17 protein-coding genes are annotated in these 22,715 nt (G+C 72.3%); 9 read left to right on the top strand and 8 right to left on the bottom strand.

Annotated elements, in window-relative coordinates; all coding sequences use genetic code 11:
* Nucleotides 1–199: 199 nt before the first annotated feature.
* From FH608_RS13190 to FH608_RS13180, 3 genes are all read right to left on the bottom strand, one after another.
* Nucleotides 200–613: a hypothetical protein gene (locus FH608_RS13190; protein ID WP_139630748.1), complete on the bottom strand. Its 414-nt coding sequence runs from the start codon at nucleotides 611–613 to the stop codon at nucleotides 200–202.
* Nucleotides 614–770: 157 nt separating this feature from the next.
* Nucleotides 771–956, bottom strand: a complete 186-nt coding sequence (locus FH608_RS13185) for a hypothetical protein (RefSeq protein WP_139630747.1) — start codon at nucleotides 954–956, stop codon at nucleotides 771–773.
* Nucleotides 957–1,312: 356 nt separating this feature from the next.
* Nucleotides 1,313–4,204, bottom strand: coding sequence for a helix-turn-helix transcriptional regulator (locus FH608_RS13180; protein ID WP_193318384.1), 2,892 nt, complete (start codon nucleotides 4,202–4,204; stop codon nucleotides 1,313–1,315).
* Between the two features lie 208 nt (nucleotides 4,205–4,412).
* Here FH608_RS13180 and FH608_RS13175 point away from each other — a divergent pair, with 208 nt between their 5' ends.
* Entirely contained in the window at nucleotides 4,413–8,564 is a 4,152-nt protein-coding gene (locus FH608_RS13175) for a phospholipase A2 (RefSeq protein WP_193318383.1), read from the top strand.
* Between the two features lie 125 nt (nucleotides 8,565–8,689).
* On the opposite strand, the gene FH608_RS52630 is transcribed toward FH608_RS13175, so the two are convergent.
* Nucleotides 8,690–9,004: a hypothetical protein gene (locus tag FH608_RS52630; RefSeq protein WP_226899420.1), complete on the bottom strand. Its 315-nt coding sequence runs from the start codon at nucleotides 9,002–9,004 to the stop codon at nucleotides 8,690–8,692.
* Between the two features lie 248 nt (nucleotides 9,005–9,252).
* A complete protein-coding gene (locus FH608_RS13165) occupies nucleotides 9,253–10,296 on the bottom strand; it encodes a winged helix DNA-binding domain-containing protein (RefSeq protein ID WP_139630744.1) in 1,044 nt (347 codons plus the stop codon).
* A gap of 9 nt (nucleotides 10,297–10,305) precedes the next feature.
* On the opposite strand from FH608_RS13165, the gene FH608_RS13160 reads away from it, so the two are divergent.
* A complete protein-coding gene (locus FH608_RS13160; protein WP_139630743.1) occupies nucleotides 10,306–11,484 on the top strand; it encodes a cysteine desulfurase-like protein in 1,179 nt (392 codons plus the stop codon).
* Nucleotides 11,485–11,660: 176 nt separating this feature from the next.
* On the opposite strand, the gene FH608_RS13155 is transcribed toward FH608_RS13160, so the two are convergent.
* Nucleotides 11,661–12,395, bottom strand: a complete 735-nt coding sequence (locus FH608_RS13155) for an AfsR/SARP family transcriptional regulator (protein ID WP_139630742.1) — start codon at nucleotides 12,393–12,395, stop codon at nucleotides 11,661–11,663.
* 178 nt (nucleotides 12,396–12,573) lie between these two features.
* Between FH608_RS13155 and FH608_RS13150 the strand changes: the two genes are divergently transcribed.
* Nucleotides 12,574–14,229 (top strand): acetolactate synthase large subunit, encoded by a 1,656-nt coding sequence (locus FH608_RS13150; RefSeq protein WP_139630741.1) that lies wholly within the window; start codon nucleotides 12,574–12,576, stop codon nucleotides 14,227–14,229.
* 79 nt (nucleotides 14,230–14,308) lie between these two features.
* On the opposite strand, the gene FH608_RS13145 is transcribed toward FH608_RS13150, so the two are convergent.
* Complete coding sequence (locus tag FH608_RS13145; protein ID WP_139630983.1) at nucleotides 14,309–15,931, bottom strand: SulP family inorganic anion transporter; 1,623 nt, start codon at nucleotides 15,929–15,931, stop codon at nucleotides 14,309–14,311.
* A gap of 279 nt (nucleotides 15,932–16,210) precedes the next feature.
* The gene (locus FH608_RS13140) at nucleotides 16,211–16,819 is read right to left on the bottom strand and encodes a TetR/AcrR family transcriptional regulator (RefSeq protein ID WP_193318382.1); all 609 of its coding nucleotides are present in this window, start codon (nucleotides 16,817–16,819) and stop codon (nucleotides 16,211–16,213) included.
* 68 nt (nucleotides 16,820–16,887) lie between these two features.
* Here FH608_RS13140 and FH608_RS13135 point away from each other — a divergent pair, with 68 nt between their 5' ends.
* The 6 genes from FH608_RS13135 to FH608_RS13110 all read left to right on the top strand — a co-directional run bounded on the left by FH608_RS13135 (nucleotide 16,888) and on the right by FH608_RS13110 (nucleotide 22,702).
* On the top strand, nucleotides 16,888–18,960 hold the full coding sequence (locus FH608_RS13135) for a HelD family protein (RefSeq protein ID WP_139630739.1): 2,073 nt from the start codon (nucleotides 16,888–16,890) through the stop codon (nucleotides 18,958–18,960).
* An 85-nt stretch (nucleotides 18,961–19,045) separates the two neighbouring features.
* Nucleotides 19,046–19,360 carry a hypothetical protein gene (locus FH608_RS13130; RefSeq protein ID WP_226899418.1) on the top strand — a complete coding sequence of 105 codons (315 nt, stop codon included), beginning with the start codon at nucleotides 19,046–19,048 and terminating at the stop codon, nucleotides 19,358–19,360.
* Nucleotides 19,361–19,457: 97 nt separating this feature from the next.
* Nucleotides 19,458–20,105, top strand: coding sequence for a PadR family transcriptional regulator (locus tag FH608_RS13125; protein ID WP_139630738.1), 648 nt, complete (start codon nucleotides 19,458–19,460; stop codon nucleotides 20,103–20,105).
* Between the two features lie 162 nt (nucleotides 20,106–20,267).
* On the top strand, nucleotides 20,268–21,125 hold the full coding sequence (locus FH608_RS13120) for an alpha/beta fold hydrolase (protein WP_139630737.1): 858 nt from the start codon (nucleotides 20,268–20,270) through the stop codon (nucleotides 21,123–21,125).
* Between the two features lie 68 nt (nucleotides 21,126–21,193).
* Nucleotides 21,194–21,790: an NUDIX hydrolase gene (locus tag FH608_RS13115; protein WP_139630736.1), complete on the top strand. Its 597-nt coding sequence runs from the start codon at nucleotides 21,194–21,196 to the stop codon at nucleotides 21,788–21,790.
* 252 nt (nucleotides 21,791–22,042) lie between these two features.
* Nucleotides 22,043–22,702 (top strand): lysophospholipid acyltransferase family protein, encoded by a 660-nt coding sequence (locus FH608_RS13110; RefSeq protein WP_226899416.1) that lies wholly within the window; start codon nucleotides 22,043–22,045, stop codon nucleotides 22,700–22,702.
* The last annotated feature ends 13 nt before the right edge of the window (nucleotides 22,703–22,715 follow it).

Genomic DNA, 22,715 nt, shown 5'->3' with positions numbered 1-22,715 from the left:
ATGGTCCGGTCGTCCGCGTACACGACCATGAGGGGCAGCCCCGCTCAGGGCGGACGAGGTTGCGGCTCGCCGCCGAGCCCCTGCGTCCACCGCCAATACCGTGCATGACACGCACCACAGCAGAACACCACCTCCGGCCGCATCCAGCCAGGCAGAACGGTCCCGCCCTTCCGACAGACCCGTGCGGACTCAGCTCGCTCTAAACGGCTATTTGCTCCACTGGCCACCGGCCGGTCGCTGCACGCCAAGCACAGAATGCACCGGCGAGGACCCAAATGAAGCCGATGGTGCCGTCCTCAAGAGTGCCCCGCGGGCCGCCGCGATCCGCCATCAACGAGACGAGGGATGCGACGATCGTGCTGGCAAGGTAACCGGCGCCTGCGAGCCCAAAGCCAAGTCCTATCCGCGCGAGGAGGTGTGCGCGGAAGGCGCCTCCCACGTACACGCCGAAACCGCACACCCCGGCGAGGGTCCCCCAGCCGCCGATCTGCAACTCCGACACGTACTGATCGGCGCCGAAGTACACGATGACCATCACCACGAGCGCCGCCCCACCGACCACGGCAAGGGCGGCACAAATTGCGAGCACCACTCGACTCACGACCGCGGCCATCGACACTCCCACTATCCGGCTACATGAGCGTGCCTGAAGGTAATCCGACCCGCTCGGGACCGGTCCCGGTTCCGATGTACCGTGGCCGCTGCTCAGCGTCAACGTCAAGTCCGCCAAGGTCTTGACTAGCCCATCGGCGGCGCACAGCAGCATTCGGTCAGCTCACCGATTCAAGATCCCCAGCTTGGGAACAGGCACTCAACGTAATCGACAGGTGTGGAGGCACCACCAGTTCAGTGGCGCTCACTGATAAGGCCGCGACGCCCTTGTCGTCGAAGGCGAAGACGCCCTCGCGCGTGCGGGTTGCCCGCCTCTCCTCGAGGCCGTCCACGAAAGTGGCCATGTCGGTGAAGCGCACACCGCGCCCGGACGCCAGCTCGGCGTCCAGCGCCCGGATGGGGTTCGTGGTTTCCGAGGCATTGGTTCCCGCAAGCGCGGGAACGGAGGGTAACGCCGCGACCAGGCAGGCGGCCAGAAGATGATCATCTTTTTCACGCGGCCATCATGCCGGAAGCGCGTGGGGCGCGGGCCCGTGATCCAGACACATCAGCTGTCGCTGGTGAAGCCCTCCGCACAGTCTCGCCGGCTCGGCTGCTTCAGCCGAGCCGGTGCCGGCCGATACCGTGGCACGGCTGCGGCGGGCGATGCGCCGCCATCGGTGTAGCCGGGGCGAGGTCTTCAGGATGAGGGGTTCGCCGTTCACGGTGCGTCGTGGCCGAGCAGGGCACCGAGGTCGTGGCGGGAGGTGATGCCGAGTTTGCGGAAGGCGCGGTAGAGATGGTTGCCGACCGTGCGGGGGCTGAGGAACAGCTGGGCGGCGATGTCGCGGTTGCTGACACCACGCGAGGCGAGCCGGGCCACCTGGCGTTCCTGAGTGGTGAGGAGGTCGTAAGGGGTGTGCTTCTCGGTGCCGGTGGGGGCGGGGTCGCCGGTGGCGCGGAGCTCGGCGGCGGCGCGGCGGGCCCAGGGGCGGGCGCCGAGGTGGGCGAAGCGCTCGCGGGCGGCGTGGAGCAACTCGCGCGCCGCGCGTTTACGACGGGTTCGGCGGAGCCATCCGCCGTAGAGCAGTTCGGTCCTGGCTTGTTCGTACGGTTGCGGGTCGAGGCGGTGGGCGTACATGGCGGCCTCGAAGTGCGCTTGGCGGTCGTCGTCTCGTGAGCCCGGAGGAAGGAGGAGGGCCCGGCAGCGGTGGGCGATTGCCTCGGGGGTGGCCCGGCCGGTCTGGGCGGCCCAGGCGTCGAACCGGTGGAACGCGGCGGCCGCCCGGTCCGGTCTCGCGCAGCGGACCGCGGCCTCGACCTCGTCCGGGGCTGCGAGGTAGGTGGCGATGAGTGAGGCGTGCGGCTTACCGGCGGTGAGATGTTCCAGCGCGGACGCGTACCGGCCCGAGGCGAGGTCGGCCAGGCCACGCGCCCAGTTCGCCAGGTCGGCGCCCACCGTGTCGGAGGGTGGAGCCGGGGCGCGGTGGTAGGAGGGGTCACCGGAGACGGCGGCGAGCCAGGCGAGCAGGCAGGTGAAGTGGTCGGCGGTGTGGCGCTGGCCGGTTTCCCGGGCCAGGCGCAGCCCCTCCACGGCAGTGGCCTCCGCCTCGCGGTGGTGACCTAGGAACATCCGGGACCTGGCCAGGACGAGCAGCGCGCCGGGAAGCGATCCGAGCAGGCCACGAGCACGGCAGTCGGCGACGAGGGCGTCGGCCAGCTCGTACGAGCCGCGGTGGTCGGCGGTGGACAGGCCGGCGGAGGCGAGGAGGAGGGCGAGGCGGGGGTCGGTGGGTGGGGAGTGTCGGGCCGACTCGATCAGCGCGCGGATCCGGGGAATTCCGGGGGCGGGCTCGCCGCGGAGGAAGCCGGCGAAGGAGAGGAGGGTGTCCGCGAGCAGGGCCGTCGTGGTGGACTGCCCGTGCAGGTCACGCAGGTCGTGCGCGATCCGGGCGGCGAGTTCCGCGTCGCCCGTGTACCAGGCGGCCCGCGCGGCCTCCACGAGCATGACGGCGGCGGACGCGGGCGCGTCGGACGAGCGCAGGGTGGCGCTCTCGACGAGGATGCGGCTCCCCTGCACGGGTGAGCTCTCCTCGAAGGCGACGGCCGCCCGAAGGCGTACGGCATCGGCCTCCCAGTCGTCGTGGGCCCCTGCCCTGCCCCAAGGGAAGCCGGCGTTCGCGTGGGCGGCAGGCGCGTCGGCGGCAGCGCCTCCGAGCGCGCCCGGTGGGAGGGTGGTGGGGCCCCAGAGGTCGGGTGGGGAGTGTTGCGAAGGCGTGGCGGATGGTGGTCGCCGTAAGGGATCCTCTCTCAGATCAAGGGCCTGGTCGGCGAGGCGCGTCGCCTGGGTGAGCTGGCCCGCGTCGAAGGCGGCCCGGGCGGCGGCCGTCAGGCGCGTGGCCGCGGCCCGGCGGGTGGCGCTCAGCTCGGCGGCCCGCTCGTACGCAGAGGCCGCCGCCGCGTGTCCCTGCCGGGCCTTCTCCCTCCGGGCCACCGCGTCCAGGTCCCTGGCCGTACGCTCGTCGGGCCCCGCCATGGCGGTGGCCCGGTGCCAGGCGCGGCGGTCGGCGTGGGTGGTTCCGCGCAGGGCTCCGGCCAGGGCCCGGTGCGCCGCCATCCGATCGATGGCCGAGGCCCCTTGGTAGGCCGCCACGCGGACGAGCGGGTGGCAGAAGGCGATCGACGCCCCGGACACCCGCACGAGGGACGCCTCCTCGGCGGGCGAGAGATCGCCCAACGCGGCGTCGAACGCGGCGGCCGCGGCGCGGACGACGTGCACCAGCCCGGTGTTGTCCGCGGCGGCCACCAGGAGCAATGCCCGCGTGCGCGGCGGCAGGCGCTCGATGCGTGTACGGAAGACCTGCTGCACTCGGCTCACGGTCGGCGTGCCGTTCACCCCGAGTGGCAGTGCGGGCAGACTGCCGCTACGCTGCTCCGGCGTCAGCGCCGCCGCCAGTTCCCGCAGCGCGAGCGGGTTGCCCTCTGCCTCACCGAGGAGGCGGTCGAGCACCGACGGCACCGGTCGGCGCCCGGTCACCGACTCCACGACCGCGGCGGCGTCCGGGTCTGCCAGCCGGGTGAGCCGCAGCTCGGGCAGGACGCCCAGCGCGAAGCCGTCATCGGCGGCGAACAGCATGACGGCTCCCTCCGCGTCCAGCCGCCGGGCGGCGAACAGCAGGGCGTCGCCCGACGCCCGGTCCAGCCGGTGCGCGTCGTCCACCAGGCACAGCAGCGGCCCCCCGCGCGTGAGCTGCGACATCATCGTGAGTGCCGCCATCCCGACGAGAAAGCGGTCACCGGCGCTTTCCCGCGTCAGCCCGAACGCTCCGTGCAACGCCGCCGCCTGGGGCTCGGGCAGGGCGTCGGCCAGGGGCAGGTGCGGCCGCAGGAGCAGGTGCAGCGCCGCGAACGGCAGCTCGGTCTCGGACTCGACGCCCGTGCAGCGCAGGACTCGCATGCCGAGCGAGGCGGCCCGCGCGCCTGCGTGGTCGAGCAGGGCCGTCTTGCCGATGCCGATCTCGCCGCGGACGACAAGGGCGGCGCTCGCGCCGGTCCGGGCCTCGGCCAGCAGACGGCCGACGGCTGACTGCTCGATGGCGCGACCATGCAGCACGCGCACAACGTACCGCGGGTCGTGGAGCTGATCCAGTGCCTTTCTGACATGTCGTGCAAGGACTAAAGGCCAGCACGATCCGGCTGAGTCGTCGTACTCAGTGCCCATCGCGCGCCCGGCTCCGAGAATGAGTCGTCCTCACCGTTTCCGCGCTCCCGTTGTCGATCTAGCCTTCGCTCGGATGCCGCGCGTTTTTGAGGAGTCGCATATGTCCCGTGGTCGGTGGGCCGGTCTCGTCCTGTCGCTGTTGTTACTGGCCGGACTGGTTCAGGTGCCGCACGGTGCCGCGCAGGCGGCCCCGGCGCGCACCGCCGTACCGGCGGCCACACCGGCGAGCCCCGACGCGCTCGCGACCATGTGGGCGAACTACGGCGATGCCGGCGGGCACTGGACGGGGGGCGATTCCACGGTCACGGTCCCGCTGCCAGACGGCCGCATCGCCTGGCTCTACTCCGACACCTTTCTCGGCACCGTCAACGACGACTTCTCCCGCCCGCGCGACACCCCCCTGGTCAACAACACGCTGGTCGTGCAGGACGGCGCCACATTGGGCCCGACCCTGCACGGTGGGACGGCGAGCGCGCCGTCCGCCCTGGTACGCCCCGATTCGGGATCGGACTTCTACTGGCTGGGTGACGCCACCGTCGAGGAAGACACCCTGAAGGTCGTCTACGGCAGCTACGCCGCCACCGGCGACGGCACCCCGCTCGGCTTCCGGCTGACCGGCAACGCGCTGGCGACCTTCGCCCTGCCGGGCCTGACCCTGACGTCCGTGCGCACGCTGCCCGTGTCGGGGAAGATCGGCTGGGGCTCGGCGATCCTGGAGGACGGCGCGTACACCTACGTGTACGGCAGCGAGTCGGCCGATGGCCAGAAGTTCACCCACGTGGCGCGGGTCCCGGCCGGGCACCTGTCCGACGCCTGGCAGTACTGGACCGGGTCGGGCTGGTCGGCGCAGGAGTCGACGTCGGCGCGGCTGCTCAGCGGCGTCGGCGAAGGCATGTCGGTCACCAAGATCGGCAACCAGTACGTGCTCGTGACCCAGGAGAACAACCGGATCTTCAGCAACTGGATCGTGGCCTACGTCGCGGGTTCCCCCACCGGCCCGTTCACCGGTCCTGCGTACCTGATCGAGGCGCCGGAGCCGAAGCTGGACCCCAGCCAGTTCGTCTACGCCGGCCGCCACCACCCCGAACTGTCGGCCCCGGGCAAGCTGCTGATCTCCTACGACGTGAACACCTTCGACAGCGACGCCCACTATCGGGACGCGCGCATCTACCGGCCGCGCTTCCGCGAGGTGACCTGGCCGCCGCCGGTTCCCGACCCCGCCACCGTGCCGGGTGCGCCCACCGGGCTGAAGGTCACCGCCACGAGGGACGGAGCGGCGCAGCTCTCGTGGACCGCGCCCGCGGGCAGCGATCTCAACTACTGGATCTACCGTCGCGACGTGACGGCCGGGCAGACACATCTCACCCGCATCGGCGACCCGGCGATCAGGACCGACTACCTCGATTCGGGGCTGACGGACGGTCACACGTACGCGTACCAGGTCAGCGCGGTCAAGACGAACGGCGTGGAGGGCGCGCGGACGCCGGTCGTCACGGTCGGAGGGCGCAGGACCGTGCCGGCCGCGCCCACCAACCTGCGGGCGACCGGCTCGGGCGACGGAGACGTCACGCTGACCTGGACCGCGGCCGAGAGCGACACCGCTTACCGCGTCCACCAGCGTGACGTCACGGCAGGCGAGACGTTGTTCACCGAGACGCCGGTCGATGACCGGACGGCGACCACGGCCACGATCACGGGCCTGGCGCGCACGCACACGTTCGAGTTCAAGGTGACCGCGGTCAACACGGTCGGCGAGAGTCCGCCGACCAACCTGGTCCAGGCCACCGTCACGCTTGCCTTGCCGTCCGCCCCCACGGGCCTGAAGGCCACGGCCGCCTCCGACGGTTCGGTCGAGCTGTCGTGGACGGGCGCCGCCGGGGCCGACGTCTACTGGATCCGTCGCAGGGACACCACGGCGGGCGAGAGCGCGTTCACCAAGCTCGACTCCCCGGTCGAAGAGACCACCGCCAAGGTGGGGCCGCTGCTGAGCGGCGACACGTACGAGTTCAGGGTGACCGCCGGCAACGACGCGGGGGAGGGGCCGGCGAGCAACACGGTCACCGTGACGCCGCGTGTCGCCCCACCCGCCGCGCCGACGGCGCTGACGGCAGCCCCGCGGAGCGACGGCACGGTGGAGCTGTCGTGGACGGCCTCGCCGGACGCCCGCGCCTACTGGATCTACCGGAGGGACGTGACGGCCGGACACACCTCGTTCTCGCGCGTGGACAACCCGGTCGACAGCCCGAAGGCGACGGTGCGCTCACTGATCGACGGCAACACGTACGAGTTCAAGGTGACCGCCGTCGGTGACGGCGGCGAGGGCCCCGCGAGCGCAGTGGTGAGCGCGGTCGCCGAGATCACGCCGCCGCCCGCGCCCACGGATGTGACCGCTGTGGCAGGCGACCAGAGCGTGCGGCTGACCTGGGCGGCGCCGGCCGGCGCGGAGATGTTCTGGGTTTATGTGCGTGACGTCACCGCGGGCGAGAGCCTCGCCCGCCTGCCCTACCCGGTGAGCGACCCCGCGCTGACCGTCGAGCCGCTGGTCAACACGCACGCCTACGAGTTCAAGGTGAGCGGCATCAGCCAGGCGGGTGAGGGAGCCTCCAGCGCGGTCGTCCGGGCCACGCCGATGCCGCCGATGCCGCCGAAGGTCACGGGACTGGCCGCGACCGCCCTGACGAACGGCAACATCAAGCTGGCCTGGACCGCGATCCCCGACGTCTACTACTGGGTGTACCGGCGCGACGTCACGGCCGGGGAGAGCACGTACACGAAGTTCGCGTACCCGGCGAGCACCAACGCGGCCGAACTCGGCCCCTTCACAGCGGGACACGTGTACGACTTCAAGGTGGCCGCCACGAACGTGACCGGCGACGGGCCCGGCTCCGACCCGGTGCGCGTGACCGCACTTGGAGCGGCCCCGTCGGCGGCCCCGTCGGCAGCACCGGCGCTGCTGTCGGCGCACGCCGAGGCCGGTGCCAAGCCCGCCGTCAAGCCCGCCGTCCGCGCGGCGCCGTCGACCGCCGCACCGCTGGCGGCACCCCCAGCGCCGAGGAACCTCCGCGCCACCGGCACCGGCGACGGGTACGTGGACCTGGCCTGGGACGCCGGGTCGTCGGACCCGGTGTTCTACTGGGTACAGTTCCGCTCGCACGGAACCTCCACCTGGTACACCTTCGCCTACCCGACGGCCGCCACCAAGGCGCGTCTGACCACCCCGTTGTGGAACGACTTCACCTACGACTTCCGAGTCCTCGCCAACAATCGCGATGGCATGAGCGCCCCGTCGAACACCATCAGCACGGGCCCCTCGTCCGACCCGCCGACCACGCCAAGGAACCTGCGCGTCGCGGACTCGGGTCACGGGTACGTGACCCTCGCCTGGGACCCGAGCGACACGCCGTTCGCCTACTACTGGGTGCACTTCAAGTCGGCGTCCGGTTCGACCTGGTACTACTTCGCCTATCCCACGATCGGGACCAGTGCCCGCCTGACCGTACCGCTCTGGACCGGGTACACCTACGACTTCCGGGTGGTCGCCGTGAACCGGTGGGGGTCGAGCGCGGCCAGCAACACCGCCAGGGGCGGCCCCACCTACTCCTACCCCTTCCCGCCGCAGGACCTGAGCGCCACCGCGGCCGTCGGCGGCATCAAACTCAAGTGGAACCCCAGCCCGACGCCCGGGGTCATGTACTGGGTGTACTGGCGTCCCGCGTTCCCCTGGAGCGGCTCATGGACCAGGAGCAGGTATCCGACCACGAAGACCGCGATGACCCTGAAGTGGGTGGCGCCGATCAGGTACGAGCTGAAGGTCGCCGCCGTCAACCCGGCCGGCGAGAACGAGACCGCCACGCGGACGGCCATGCTGCTCATGACGAAGCTCCAGATGTACAACCACCTCACGAGGATCGGCGCAGACGGGCGGGCATGGTGGAGCGACGCGTACTTCTACCGGGACTACTACTCGGCCTACGACTTCAACTGGAGCAACGACGGGTGCAGCTACAGCGCGGACAAGCCGTGGATCTACAACAAGCAGGTGGACTTCCGGAAGGCCTGCCACCGGCACGACTTCGCCTACCGCAACGCCAAGGCCATGGGGATCTTCGGCTACCAGGTCAAACGGTACGCCGACTGGGCTTTCCTGCAGGACCTCTACCACGAGTGCGATGCGCAACTGCCTTCGTCGTACCAGCGTGCGTGCACCTTCACCTCGAACCTCTACTACCAGTTCGTGAGCCACCTCGGATGAACCGAACCGGCCTTCATGCTTGGTGAGATGCCGCTGGAGGCCGTCACTTCAGGAGTGATACCCCTGCCTGCCGCTGCCCCGGGGGTATGCGATCGGGCTTGATCCGGTTTGACGGGCATCCGAGATCAGGGGTTCGTCCCCGGAAGGATGTCCACCGGCACCGGCCACCGACGGCGAACGGCAATGACCACACCACTGACGACCAGCAGGACATATCCCAGGTTCCCGAGGTCGGTAAGGGGACGCTGTACCACCTCGCCGGCGTTGCGGACTATCGTGCCCTGAACCTGCATCACGGTGATGAACAAGGCTCGCGCCCGGATCGCGCCTGGAGCAAATTGATTGTCGGGGAAGCCGTGGACCAGCGTCTGACATTGTCCAGGGTCCGCTTCCTCCTCCTCGGCCCGCTGGCGATCGCCGTCGACGGCCGGGCCGTCCACCTGACCGGCAGGCAGCGCGCACTGCTCGGCTCGCCCACCGGTCGGGGCAGCGGCTGCAGTACGCCCGCGCCCTGCTCACCCTCGGCCACGCCCACGCGCCGGACGTCTGCGAGCGCGCCCGGCGCCACTGGCGGCGCGCCCACGAGCTGTTCACGGCCATCGGGGCACCCGAGCGCCTGAAGACCGCGGCGCGGCTCGATCGGGGTGAACAGGCGGTCGAGCGGCACGGCTGAGGACGTGCCGGCCGATCAGGGCTCCGCCACCTCGACGGACGGCGACGCGCCGGGCTCGGCGAAGGCCAGCAGCCGCAGCCCCTCCTCCTCGAGCGGTTCGAGGGGCGTCGAGCCGAAGGGGCTCAGGATCAGCCTGGCCCTCTTGGCCGTGCGCTTGATCTGCCACGTCCCGGCCGCGAAGCCGTCCACCAGGTAGACCGCCCGCACGCGGAGGTTCTTGGTGGCGACCCGGGCCTTGTGCTCGTCGGCCAGCACGCGGGTCCGGTCGGCGTGCCCGAGGATCAGCGTGTCGAAGTCGGGCAGGAACCGTACGGGCGCGGGGACGTCGCCGCCCGGCCTCGGCGCGTCGGGCAGGTCGTACAGCTCCCGCCCGTCGACGTCCGTGAGCCGTTCCAGCTCCATCCCGGACATGACCTTCCGCAGCCCGGGCAGCCCCGACCAGGTCTGCACGTCGGCCGGCGTCGCCGGGCCGAACGCGGCGAGGTACCGCTCGATCAGCGTCTCGACGGGCGCGGCTTCGAGGGGGATGCCGGGCAGGCCGAAGGCGGATTCGCGGGGGAAGCTCCACGGGTCCTGCGTCGGGACCATGATCAGCGGGGTGAGCATGCGCACGGCGTACCCGAGCGCCCTGTCGTACGCACCCGGGAACTCCTCCAGCAGCCGGGGTCGCAGCTCGTTGAACGTCATCGGCCCCGCCGCCAGCAGCCGGTCGGCGGCGGCCACGACCGCGTCGAAGTCGATCCCGTCGAAGCGGCGGGCGGCGGCGGCCAGCACGGGCCGCAGCACCGGCCGGAACGCGGCGAAGTCGGCGGCCGTCACCAGGTGCAGCGTGGCCCGCCACATCGTGGCGCGCACCAGCGTGCGCGCGTGCAGCGCCGCGTGCAGGTCGTCCCGCTCGAACCCCGCCAGCCGGGACCACACGCCGAGGTACGGCGGGCGCGGCTCCTGCGCCTGCAGCCCCACCAGCCGGTGCACGACGTCGGTCACGTCGCCCTTGTGCCGGTCGAGCAGGTGCTGGCGGGCCAAAGTGGCCCGGTTGAGGTCTCTGAGGGTGAGCATCTACACATCATGCACTTCCCCATCGAAGCGGTACGTTCCACCTACCCCGCCCTCGCCGACGGCTTCGCCTACCTCGACGGCGCGGCCGGCACCCAGACCCCGCAGCCGGTGATCGACGCCATCTCCGCCGCCTACCGGAGCGGGATCGGCAACGTCGGCGGCGCCTTCCCCGCCGCGCGCCGCTCCGGCGCGATCGTGGCCGAGTGCCGCGCCGCCGTGGCCGACCTCGTGGGCGGCCACCCGGACGGCGTCGTGCTCGGCCCGAACATGACCACCCTGACCTACCGCCTGGCCAGGGCCATCGCCGGTCCGGGTGACGAGGTGGTGCTCTCCAGGCTCGACCATGACGCGAACGTCCGCCCGTGGACCCAGACCGGCGCCACCGTCCGCTGGGCGGACGTCGACCCGGTCACCGGCGAGCTGCCGGTCGACCAGTACGCGCGGCTGATCGGCGAGCGCACCCGGGTGGTCGCGGTGACGGCGGCCAGCAACATCCTCGGCACCCGCCCCGACGTGCCGGCCATCGCCGCGCTGGCGCACCGGGCGGGCGCGCTGATGTACGTGGACGGCGTGCACGCCACCCCGCACGGTCCGGTGGACATGCGCGAGCTCGGCGCCGACTTCTACGCCACCAGCGCGTACAAGTGGTCGGGGCCGCACATCGGCGCGGTCGTCGCCGACCCGGCGCTGCTGGAGACGATCAGGCCGGACAAGCTGGCCTCCTCCCCCGACACGGTGCCCGATCGGTTCGAGACGGGCACGGCGCCCTTCGCCGACCTGGCCGGGGTGACGGCGGCGGTGGAGCACCTGGCCGGCCTGGTGCCCGGCACCGGCAGCCGCCGCGAGCGGCTGCTGGCCTCGATGGGCGCGGCGGAGGAGCACGAGCTGGGGCTGTTCGCGGTGCTGATCGAGGGGCTGGAGACGATGCCGCACGTCACCGTGTACGGCAAGCCGGCCAGGCGGACCGCCACCGCGTACTTCAACGTGGCCGGGCACACCCCGCGCCAGGTGGCCGAGCACCTGGCGGGGCTCGGCGTGAACGTCTGGAACGGCCACAACTACGCCTGGGAGCTGACCGCCGCGCTCGGCATCCGCGACTCGGGCGGCGCGGTACGCGCGGGGCTGGTCCACTACAACGACCGATCCGACGTGGACCGGCTGCTCGAAGGGGTGGCCCGCCTGAGCTGAAGCCCGGTCCCGACAGGGAGCCCGCCTGGTCCCGACACGAGGGGACCCCACCCGGCGGCGGCAGGGTGGGGGCCCCGGAACAGGGCATTCAGATCCTTTTCCTTGCACTATCAGCGTGCCTCGGGGCGTGTGACCCCGCCGTGATGGCGGCGTGACGGCGGCGTCACCGGCCCGCCTCAGCGGTCGCGCGCGGGCCGCAGACCCTCGACCAGCTCGCACAATCGGGAAGTGGGCCGCAGGCCGAGTTCGGCGTGAAGATTGTGCTCGTAGAGCTGAAAGTGACGCAAAGCTTCTGCCTGATTACCCTCCGCGAGGTGGGCCTCGATGAGGGCCGCACAGGCGCTTTCGCGCAGCGGGTCGGCGTGCGTGGCCACGCTCGCCGCCGTCACCGCCTCGGCGTGGCGCCCCTGCCGGACCAGCAGCGCCGACAGCGCCTCCAGGGCGTGCAGCCGCAGCTGGTGCCATTCGTCGGCGGCGGCGAGCACCCATTCCTCGTACCAGCCGGGCAGCAGGCCGTCGGACAGCAGCTCCACCGACCGGGCTCCCGCGTCGACCTCCCCTGGCCCGGCGGCGGGGTCGAGCAGGCACCGCGCCAGCGAGCGGGCCTCGTCGACGTCCACGGCGGTCTCCGGAGACAGCCCGATCTCGGTCGCGCCGACGTCGAGCACGCGCCGGCCGGCGCCGTCGAGGCGGGCCAGCGCGGAGCGCAGGTTGGCGTGCGCCCGCTTCTCCGGGGCGTCCGGCCACAGAGTGGCCGCCATCACGCCGCGCGGCACCGTCCTGCGGCTGATGGCGAGGTAGGCGAGCAGGCGTTCGGACCCGCTGGAGACGGTGAGCTGCTCGCCCGCGGCCAGCAACCTGAACCCGCCCAGGAGCGCGACGCGGAACGGCCGCCGGCTGCTCTCCACCATCTCCGGCCCCCTCGTCGTGCCGCGTTGAACAACTCGTACGGGTGGGGCGCCAGTGCTCACGATACCTGGCGCTTCCCGACAACCTTTCAGCGACCCGGCGTTATGCGACTCCATGGAATGAACAGGGCCTGAGCGGTGCTTTCACGGACGAAGTCATCCATGGAAGAAGGCGTTTCCCATGTCCCCGCAGGCCGACGCGGCCCGGCTCATCGTGCAGGCACTGGAGGCGGAAGGCGTCGAGTACGTCTTCGGCATCCCCGGCGAGGAGAACATCCACTTCGTCGACGCGCTCCAGGACTCCTCCATCCGCTACGTCCTCGTCCGCCACGAGCAGGCCGCGTCGTTCATGGCCGAGATCTACGGCAGGCTGACCGGCAAGGCGGGCGTCGCCTCCGCCACGCTCGGCCCGGGCGCGATCAACCTGCAGCTCGGCGTGGCCGACGCCACCACCAACAGCACCCCGGTGGTGGCGATCACCGCGCAGGTCGGGCTCGACCGCATCTACAAGGAGTCGCACCAGGTGGTGGACCTGGTGTCGCTGTTCAGGCCGATCACCAAGTGGGCGGAGCTGGCGCCCTCGCCGCAGGCGCTGCCCGAGATGATCCGCAAGGCGTTCAAGACCGCCCAGACCGAGCGACCCGGCGCCGTCTACCTCGCCATCCCCGAGGACGTCGAGTCCGCGCCGGTGCCCCCCGGCCTGCGGCCCCTCCCCCTGAACGTGGTACGCCCCCAGGATCCCTCGGCCGCCCAGGTCGCCCGCGCTGCCGACGTGCTGGCCACCGCGCGCCGCCCGATCGTGCTGGCCGGGCACGGCGCCACCCGCGCCGGGGCCTCGCAGGCGCTGGTGCGCTTCTCCGAGCGGCTCGGGCTGCCGGTGGCGACCACGTTCAACGGCAAGGGCGTCTTCCCCGACGACCACCGGCACGCGCTGGGCGCGGTGGGGTTCATGCGGCACGACTACGTGAACTTCGGGTTCGACGAGGCGGACGTGCTGGTCAGCGTGGGCTACGAGCTGCAGGAGTTCGACCCGGCCAAGATCAACCCGATGCGGGACAAGAAGATCATCCACATTCACCGCTTCCCGGCCGAGGTGGACGACCACTATCCGGTGGCGGTCGGCGTGCACGGGGACATCTCGCGGTCGCTGCACGCGCTCGGCGACGCCGTGCACCGCCGCTTCGAGATCAACGGCACCGGCGAGAGGATCCGCCGCATGCTGCGGGAGGAACTGGAGCAGGGCCGCTCGGACGGCGGATTCCCGCTGTCGCCGCGCCGGGTCGTGGCCGACATCCGGGAGGCGATGGGGCGCGACGACATCGTGCTGGCGGACACGGGGGCGGTCAAGATGTGGATGGCCCGCATGTACCCCACGTACGAGCCGAACACGATGCTGGTCTCCAACGGCCTGTCGTCCATGGGCTTCTCGGTGCCGGGGGCGCTGGCGGCCAAGCTCGCCTTCCCCCACCGCCGCGTGCTGGCCGCGACCGGCGACGGGGCGTTCCTGATGAACTCGCAGGAGCTGGAGACGGCCGTGCGGGAGCGGATCCCGTTCGTGGTGCTGGTGTGGGTGGACGACGCGTACGGGCTGATCGAGTGGAAGATGGACCTGGAGCTGGGACGCGACTCCAACGTGGCCTTCGGCAACCCCGACTTCGTGACGTACGCGCGGAGCTTCGGGGCGCGCGGCTACCGGGTGACCGCCGCGGACGAGCTGCTGCCGACGCTGCGCAAGGCGCTGGCGGACGACGTGGTGTCGGTGATCGCGGTGCCGGTCGACTATTCGGCGAACCTGGAGCTGACGGACAAGCTGGGCGATCTCACCGGCCCCTTCTGAGGCGAGGGCCGGCCGGCCCGAGCGCGCCGGGTGCCCGCACGACGGCGGGCGGAGGCGTGCCAGGACCGGCCGGCGCGTGTCAGCCGGCGAGGCGGGGGACGACGCCGGTGGTGTGGAGGCGGTCGCGGGCCGCGGCGATCGCCTCGTCGGTCGTCGCGAACACCTGGCCCTCCCGGTCCAGCCGCGCGATCACCCCCAGCGCCTCCAGCCGCTGGAGGTAACGGTCGGGGATGCCCGAGACGAACACCCGGATCCCGCGCCGCTCCAGCCGTTCGATCGCGTCGCCCAGCACCAGCGCGCCGCTGGCGTCGATGGTGGTGACGCGGGACATGCGCAGCACCACCACGGACACGTCCGTCACCTCCGACAGCTCCACCAGGAACCGGTGGGCCGCTGCGAAGAACAGCGGCCCGGCCAGGCGGTAGGTGACGATGTGCTCGGCCAGCAGCGCGTGCTCGTCCTCCGTGTGGTGGGGCTGGAGGTCGTGGCGGAGCGGCTCGGCGTCGAGCCGGGCGTGGCGGGCCAGGGAGCGCAGGGCCAGCGCGCCCGCCACCACCAGGCCGAGGATGACGGCCAGCACGGTGTCGAGCACCAGGGTGGCCACGGCCGTCAGCACCAGGACGACGGCGTCTCTCTTGGTGCTTCGCGCCATATTCCTGATGGCGTCGATCTCCACCATGCGCACCGACGTGGCCAGCAGCACCCCGGCCAGTGCGGCCAGCGGGATCTTGCCGACGAGCCCGGCCGCGGTGTAGATGATCGCGCCCAGGATCAGCGCGTGGGTGAGGGCCGCCAGCCTGGACCGGGCGCCGGAGCGGACGTTCACCGCGGTGCGCACGATGGCGCCCGTGCCGGGCATGCCGCCGAACATCGGGGTGACGAGGTTGGCCACGCCCTGGCCGAACAGCTCCCGGTCGGGATCGTGGCGGCGCCCGCCGGCCAGCCCGTCGGCGACGGAGGCGGAGAGCAGCGACTCCAGCGAGGCCAGGGCGGCCACGGCGATCGCCGGGGCGATCAGGGTCGGCAGCGCGCCCAGCTCCAGGAACCCCAGCGACGGCGCGGGCAGCCCGGCCGGCAGGTCGCCGATCCTGGCCAGCGACATCCCGGCCAGCTCGGCGACGACGGTGGCGACGGCCACCGCGGGCAGCGCGATCGGCAGGCTGGGACGCACGCGGGCGGCCACCAGCACGATCGCGGCCACGCTCACGGTGACGAGCACGGCCCCCCACTGCGGCCGGGCGAGGAAGTCGGCCACGGCGTGCCCCGCCACGACCGCGACCTTGTGGCTGTCGCCGGCCGCGACGCCGAGCGCCTGGGGCAGTTGCTGCAGGGCGATCACGCAGGCGATGCCGACGGTGAACCCGGTCACGACCGGGGCGGGGACCAGCGCCATGTAGCGGCCGGCCCCGGTCAGCGCGAGCCCGAGCAGCAGCAGCCCGGCCAGCACGCCGACGGTGAGGACGCCGCCGGCGCCGTGGGCGTCGATGATCGGCATGAGCATCACGGTCATGGCGCCGCTCGCGCCGCTGACCTGCAGGTCCGAGCCGCCGAGCAGGGCGGCGAGCGCTCCGGCGACCACGGCCGTGGCCAGCCCGGACGCGGCGCCGAGCCCCGATGAGACGCCGAAGCCGAGCGCCAGCGGCAGCGCGACGACCGCCACCGTGAGCCCGGCGAACAGATCCTGCCGGGGCCGGCGGCGCATGGCGGCCAGCGCGGCCCGTTCGGGGAGCACGGCACGCAGCCGCGCCCAGACGAGAGCCGGCACCCCCGTCACGTTACGCCACCCTTCGGCGCCTCTGTGTAACGGGACTTGAGCGTGAAAAGGCGTTTCACCATCACTCCTTTCAGGTCAAGCACGTCCGCGATGCCCCAATTGCACACTTCTGCAATTGGTCAAGCGGTTGCCACGGTTACACGTACACCCCTTCTCACCTGGTTAAACGAGTGTTCGCGACGCGTGAAATCGGGCACGCGAGGGGCCTCATCCGCCTGCCGGAAGGAGGTCGAAGGCGTGGCGCGCGGCCCGTACCGCCTCGCGCTCCACCTCGGCCAGCGGGCGGCCCTCGGCCAGCAGATCGACGTTGCGCCGGGCCAGCACCCGCTGCGTGGCCAGCACCTGCCCGGCGACCAGCGCGGCGGTCAGGCCGTCGGCCCCCGACTCGGCGAGCGCCTCGGCCAGGACCCGCTCGTCCAGCGACATGTACTGGAGGACCCGGGCGGCCAGGCTCGGCGTGGAGAACACCATCCGGTGGTAGGCCAGCACCTCCGGGTGGTCGTTGAGCCCCGTGACGGGATCGCGCCGGGCGAGCCCGTCGAGGAAGTGGCGGCGCAGCGCCTCCAGCGGCCGCTCGCCCGGCGCCCGTCCCCGCACGACGCGGGCCGCCTCGCCCTGGTGGTCGGCGATCCGGTGCAGGACGAGGTCCTCCTTGGTCGGGAAGTACTTGAACAGCGTCGGCTTCGACACCCCGGCCGCCGCCGCGACCTCCGTCACCGGCACCGCGTCGAAGCCGCGCTCCAGGAAGAGCGCGATGGCCGCCACCGAGATGGCGTCGTGGACCCGCTGCCGCTGGAGCTCCCGTAGTCCCGTCATGAGCACCACACTAGCAAAGTGTTAACCTGGTTAATCTCTTAACCGAGTTAACGCTTCCGGGGGGTGCGATGGGCACGCTCGACGACGAGAGGCAGTACGTCGAACGCTGCAAGGCCGGTCTGCGCAGGATGCTCGAAGGCGCGCGGGACAACGTGATCGTCGGGGAGACCGTGGCCGGCGACCGCTACAGCGCCGAGCGGCTGGGATACCACCTCAAGAGCCTGGCCAAGGAGCTGAGCGAGGAGCCCGAGGGTCCGCCGTTCTTCGGCCGGCTCGACTTCGGCCAGGAGTCGGCCGAGCACCGGGGCCGGGCGTACCACATCGGCAGGCGGCACATCACCGGCGAGCGCGGCGGCACTCCCCTGGTGATCGACTGGCGCGCGCCCGTCTCGCGGGCGTTCTACCGGGCCGGTCCCCGCGACCCGCAGGGCGTCGCGGTACGCCGCCGTTTCGGCTGGTCGGGCATGACGCTGACGAGCTTCGAGGACGAGCGGCTGGGACGGGGCGAGCAGGGCGAGTCGCGCATCCTGGCCGCCGAGATCGAGCGCCCCCGCGTCGGCCCCATGCGCGACATCGTGGCCACCATCCAGCCCGACCAGGACGATCTCGTACGGGCCGAGCTGGACGTCTCGATCTGCGTCCAGGGCGGCCCCGGCACCGGCAAGACGGCGGTCGGGCTGCACCGGGCCGCGTACCTGCTGTACGCGCACCGGCAGCGGCTCCGGCGCTCCGGCGTGCTGGTGCTCGGCCCGAACCCGGCCTTCCTCGGCTACATCTCCGCCGTGCTGCCCGCGCTCGGCGAGATGGACGTCGAGCAGACCACGCTGGAGCGGCTGCTGGGCCGCGTGCCCGTCACCGCCGTGGACGGCGAGGCCGCCGCGATCGTCAAGCACGACGTACGCATGGCCGAGGTCCTGCGCGGAGCCCTGTACGGGCGGATCCGCAAGCCGGTGGAGCCGGTGGTGGTGCCCGACGGCTCCTACCGGTGGCGGGTGCCGGAGCACGAGGTGCGCCGCATCGTGGACGACGCGCGCCGCGACGCCCTGCCGTACGGGGTGGGGCGCGAGCGGGTCCGGGCCAGAGTGGTCTCCGCGATCCGCGCCAGGGCCGAGGCCAGGGGGCAGACGGCGAACGCGGCCTGGACCCGCCGGATCGCCCGCGGCGTCACCCCGTTCCTCGACGCCGTCTGGCCCGCCGTCAAGCCGGAGGAGGTCCTGTACGAGGTCCTGCGCGGCCCCGGGCACGACGTACGGGGCGGCCCCCCGAAGAGGCCGGGCGCGAAGAGGCCGGGCGCGGAGAGGCCGGGCGCGCTCACGGAGGCGGAGCGGGCGGCCATCACGAGGCGGGACGTGCTGACGGAGGCCGAGTGGGCGGCCATCACGTGGGCCAGGCCGCCGCGCAGCGTCAGGAGCGCCCGCTGGACGGCCGCCGACCTGGTGCTGCTCGACGAGATCGCCGCCCTCATCGAGCGCCCGCGCGGCTACGGCCACGTCATCCTCGACGAGGCGCAGGACCTGTCGCCCATGGAGTGCCGCGCCGTGGCCAGGCGCGGCGAGCACGGCTCGCTCACCGTGCTCGGTGACCTGGCCCAGGGCACCACCCCGTGGGCGGCCTCCTCCTGGGAGGAGCACCTGGCCCTGCTCGGCCGCCCTGACGGCCGGGTCATCGCGCTGACCACCGGTTTCAGGGTCCCCGCTGCCGTCGTCGAGCTGGCCAACACGCTCCTGGAGGCGCTCGGCGCCCGGGTGCCCGCGACCCGCTCGTACCGCTCGGACGGCCGGCTGCGCGTCACCCGGGTGACGGCGCTGGGCAAGGGGGTGGTGGCGGCGGCGCGCGAGGCGCTGGGGTTCGAGGGGTCGGTCGGGGTGATCGCGGCGGACGCCGGCGTGGCGGCGCTCGCGTCCGCGCTGCGGGACGAGGGCCTGGAGGTGGGCGGCCGGCTGAGCGTGCTGCCCGCCTCGCTGGCCAAGGGCCTCGAGTACGACCACGTGATCGTGGCCGAGCCGGACGCCATCGTACGGGCGGAGCGGCGCGGCCTGAACCGCCTGTACGTCGCCCTCACCCGGGCCGTCTCCCGGCTCGACGTCGTGCACGCCGGACCCCTGCCGCCGGAACTTTTTCGCCCGGCAGAAGCCGGCTGAGATCCCTGGATTTCCGCATTCGTCCAGGTCGACAGGGCAGCGGTTCCGGTGTGTGATGTTGTTCTCGTCTCGAGAGGAGCCGCCAGTGACCCCTTCGCAGGACCCGTCCCAGGGCGACGACCCGGCGCGCCCCCGTGACGAGCCGCAGCCGCCCCCCGACCTGCAGCCGCCCCTCAAGCAGCAGCGGGGCACCCAGGTCCTGTCGATCGTCGGGTTCGCCTGCGCGGCGGTGGCCGTGGTGTTCCTGCCGCCGCTGTTCGGGCTGGCGGGCATCGTCCTCGGCATCGTCGGCCACACGCGGGGCGAGCCCCTGGGCAAGTGGGCCGCCATCGCGGGCGTCGTGGGCATGATCATCGGCATGCTGCTGAGCTTCCTCGTCGTGGGGACCATGACCCGCTGACCGGCCGTCCTCAGACGGCCGTTGTGCTTGCACACTCGCGCCCGTATACTCGCAGACGAGCATTCGTATGCGAGTGAGTATGCGAGGAGAGTGAGCGGTGGCGAAGCGGCGCCGGGTGGCGAACCTGCTGGCCCTGGCCGTGCTGACGGTGGCCGGGCAGCGGCCGATGCACCCGTACGAGATGGCCTCGGTCCTGCGTGCCCGCGGCAAGGACGAGGACATGCCCATCAAGTGGGGCTCCCTCTACACCGTCGTCCGCAACCTCGAGAAGCACGGGCTGCTCGAAGCCGTGGAGAGCGGCAGGCAGGGCGGGCGCCCCGAGCGGACCGTCTACCGCGTCACCGACGCCGGCCGCGAGGAGGCCGACGACTGGACCCGCGAGCTGCTGTCCACGCCCGTGCGGGAGCCGTCGTCGTTCGTGGCCGGCCTGTCGGTGATGGGCGGGCTCGGGCCCGACGAGGTGATGGCGCTGCTGCGCGAGCGGCTGGAGGCGCTGGAGCGCCGGCTCGACGCCGCGCGGCGGGCGCTGGAGGGCGAGCGGGCGCAGCTGCCCCGGCTGTTCCTCGTCGAGTCCGAGTACGCGATCGCGATGTGCGAGGCCGAGGCGGGCTGGGTGCGCGGGCTGCTGGCCGAGCTGACCGAAGGCACGTTCCCCGACCTCGACGGATGGCGGGCCTACCGGCGCACGGGCACCGTGCCGCCGGAGGTCGCGGACCTCGCGGAAAGGGGCCGCCCGGCGGACTAGAGCCCGCGAAGATCCGGCGGCGGTGCTGCAACACCGCCGCCGGGAGATCGTCGCACCGAAGAATCCCGCGCGACGGGACCCCGGACACGAGACGACACTCGCCACAATAGCCGGGCTCCCCCGCGCGTACCCAACCACGCGGATCGACCATGGGGAGCCACGATGACCACGACCACCCTCGACACCGTGACGTCGGAAGACGGCACCAGAATCAGCTACCGGCGGCTCGGCCGCGGCCCCGGGCTGGTGCTCCTGCACGGAGCGATGCAGACCGGCCACGACGCCATCGAGCTGGCGCAGGCCCTGTCCGGCGAGTTCACCTGCTTCCTGCCCGACCGCCGGGGACGGGGCCGCAGCGGCCCGTGCGGCCCCCGCTACGGCGTGGAGCGCGAGGTGGAGGACCTCGCCGCGCTGCTCACCGAGACGGGAGCCCCCTACGCCCTCGGCGTGAGCTCCGGCGCCATCATCACGCTGCGCACCGCCCTCGTACGCCCCGAGCTGCGCAAGGCGGTGCTCTTCGAGCCGCCGCTGGACATCGACGGCTCCAACCCGACCGACTGGCTGCCCCGCTTCGACCGGGAGATCGCGGCGGGGCGGATCCCGGCGGCGCTGGTCACCGGGATGAAGGCCACCAAGATGGGGCCGGCCATCTTCAACGCCGTGCCCCGGGCGGTGCTGGAGCTGCTCACCGCCATGATGCTGCGCGGCCAGGACAAGGCGGCCCACGACGGGGAGCCGACGTTCCGCGACCTGGCCCCGACGCTGCGCTGCGACGCGCAGGTGGTGGAGGAGACGTCCGGCGGGCTGGACGCCTACCGGTCGGTGGGCGCGGAGGTGCTGCTGCTCGGCGGCACGCGCAGCCCGGCCTACCTGCGCTCCGCGCTCACCGCGCTGGAGCGGGTCCTGCCCCGGGCGCGGCGGGTCGACCTGGTGGGGCTCGATCACAGCGCCACCTCCAACACCGCCCAGCGCGGGCGTCCCGAGCTGGTCGCGGACGAGGTCCGCCGCTTCCTCGCCTGACCCCTGAGGGCGAGGTCCCCGAGAGCCTGGCGAGGGCCTCGCCCGGGGCGGCGTGCGATCCTTGAGATGTGCTGTCGCCGATCGATCAACTACGCGAGCAGATCAAGTCCCATCTGACCGCCTTCGACCGCCGGGAGGTCCCGCCCGCCGGCGGGGTGCGCAGGGCGGCCGTCACCGTGTGCGTGCTGGAGGACGCCGAGCGCACCCCGTACACGATCCTGATCAAGCGGGCCGCCCGCGGCCGCAACCCCGGGCAGTGGGCGCTGCCCGGAGGCAGGCTCGACGACGGCGAGCGGCCGGTGGACGCGGCGCTGCGCGAGCTGGAGGAGGAGACCGGCGTCACCGGGGTCGAGGTGGCCGGGATGCTCGACGACTTCGTCACCGACTCGGGGTTCGTGATCACGCCGGTGGTGGCGTTCGGCGGCGTGCAGCAGCCCGTGGCCGACCCGCGCGAGGTCGCCTCGGTGCACGACGTGCCGCTGGAGTGGTTCCTGCGGCCGGGGGTGCCGCGCTGGCGCGGGGAGCTGCTGCAGATGCCGCTGGGGCCCTCGATCGTGGTCCACGCGCCGACCGGAGCGATTTTGTGGCAATTCGCGGAAGTCGCGTTGCGAGGCCGCGAGCAGCGGGTCTTCCATGTCGCACAGCCTCACTGGACCAGAACCTGACCGATTCTTTGGGCCCAGTGGAATACCGTTCGCCGGATGTCCGTTAGCATCGAAAGGCCGATGTGGTCTGTGTCCCCCGGGCCGCAAATTACCGCCTTCACGGAATACCGTTCGGCTGGAGCCGTGTTGTGCATCTCGCCGAGGAGGCGACCGCCACATCGGCCTTAACGCTTTTCGCAGGCGCCTCGCCCCCCGGGCGGGGCGCCTGCTTTATGGTGGGGTGGCCGACCGCCCGACGATCAGGAGAGCTCGTTGCTGTACGAAGTGGTCAAGTTCGCCGCCGCGCCACTGGCACACGCGATGTGCCGGCCGCACATCACCGGTGCGACGCACGTGCCCAGGAGCGGGCCCGCGATCCTGGCCGCCAACCACCTGTCGGTGCTCGACTCGTTCCTGCTGCCGGCGCTGCTGCCGCGGCACGTGACGTTCACCGCCAAGAACGAGTACTTCGACGGCAACCCCGTCTCCGGCTTCTTCATGCGCCTCGGCGGCAGCCTGCCGATCGACCGGGAGAGCGCGCACGCCGCGCAGGCCATGCTCGACGCCGCCGCCGACCTGCTGGAGCGGGGCGAGCTGTTCGGCATCCACCCCGAGGGCACCCGCTCCCCCGACGGCCGCCTCTACCGCGGCAAGGTCGGGGTGGCCTGGCTGGCGCTCAGGACCGGCGCGCCGGTGCTGCCGGTGGCGCTCAGCGGCACCGAGAAGGTGCTGCCGCTCGGCTCCAAGGTGCCGAGGCCCGCGCGGATCGGCATCGCCATCGGGGCGCCCCTGCGGTTCGAGGGCGACCACACCAAGGCGCGCGACCGGCGGCGGGTGACCGACGAGATCATGGCGGCCATCCAGAAGCTGTCCGGCCAGGAATACGTACCCGCCTACGCCGCCAGCGTCAAGGCGGCCAACGGCCAGTCCTAGAGTCGTCGAAGAT

Origin of the sequence: Nonomuraea phyllanthi (genome assembly GCF_006334985.2) — a bacterium.
GTDB lineage: Bacteria > Actinomycetota > Actinomycetes > Streptosporangiales > Streptosporangiaceae > Nonomuraea > Nonomuraea phyllanthi.
This window is presented reverse-complemented; position numbering and strand designations above follow the sequence as displayed.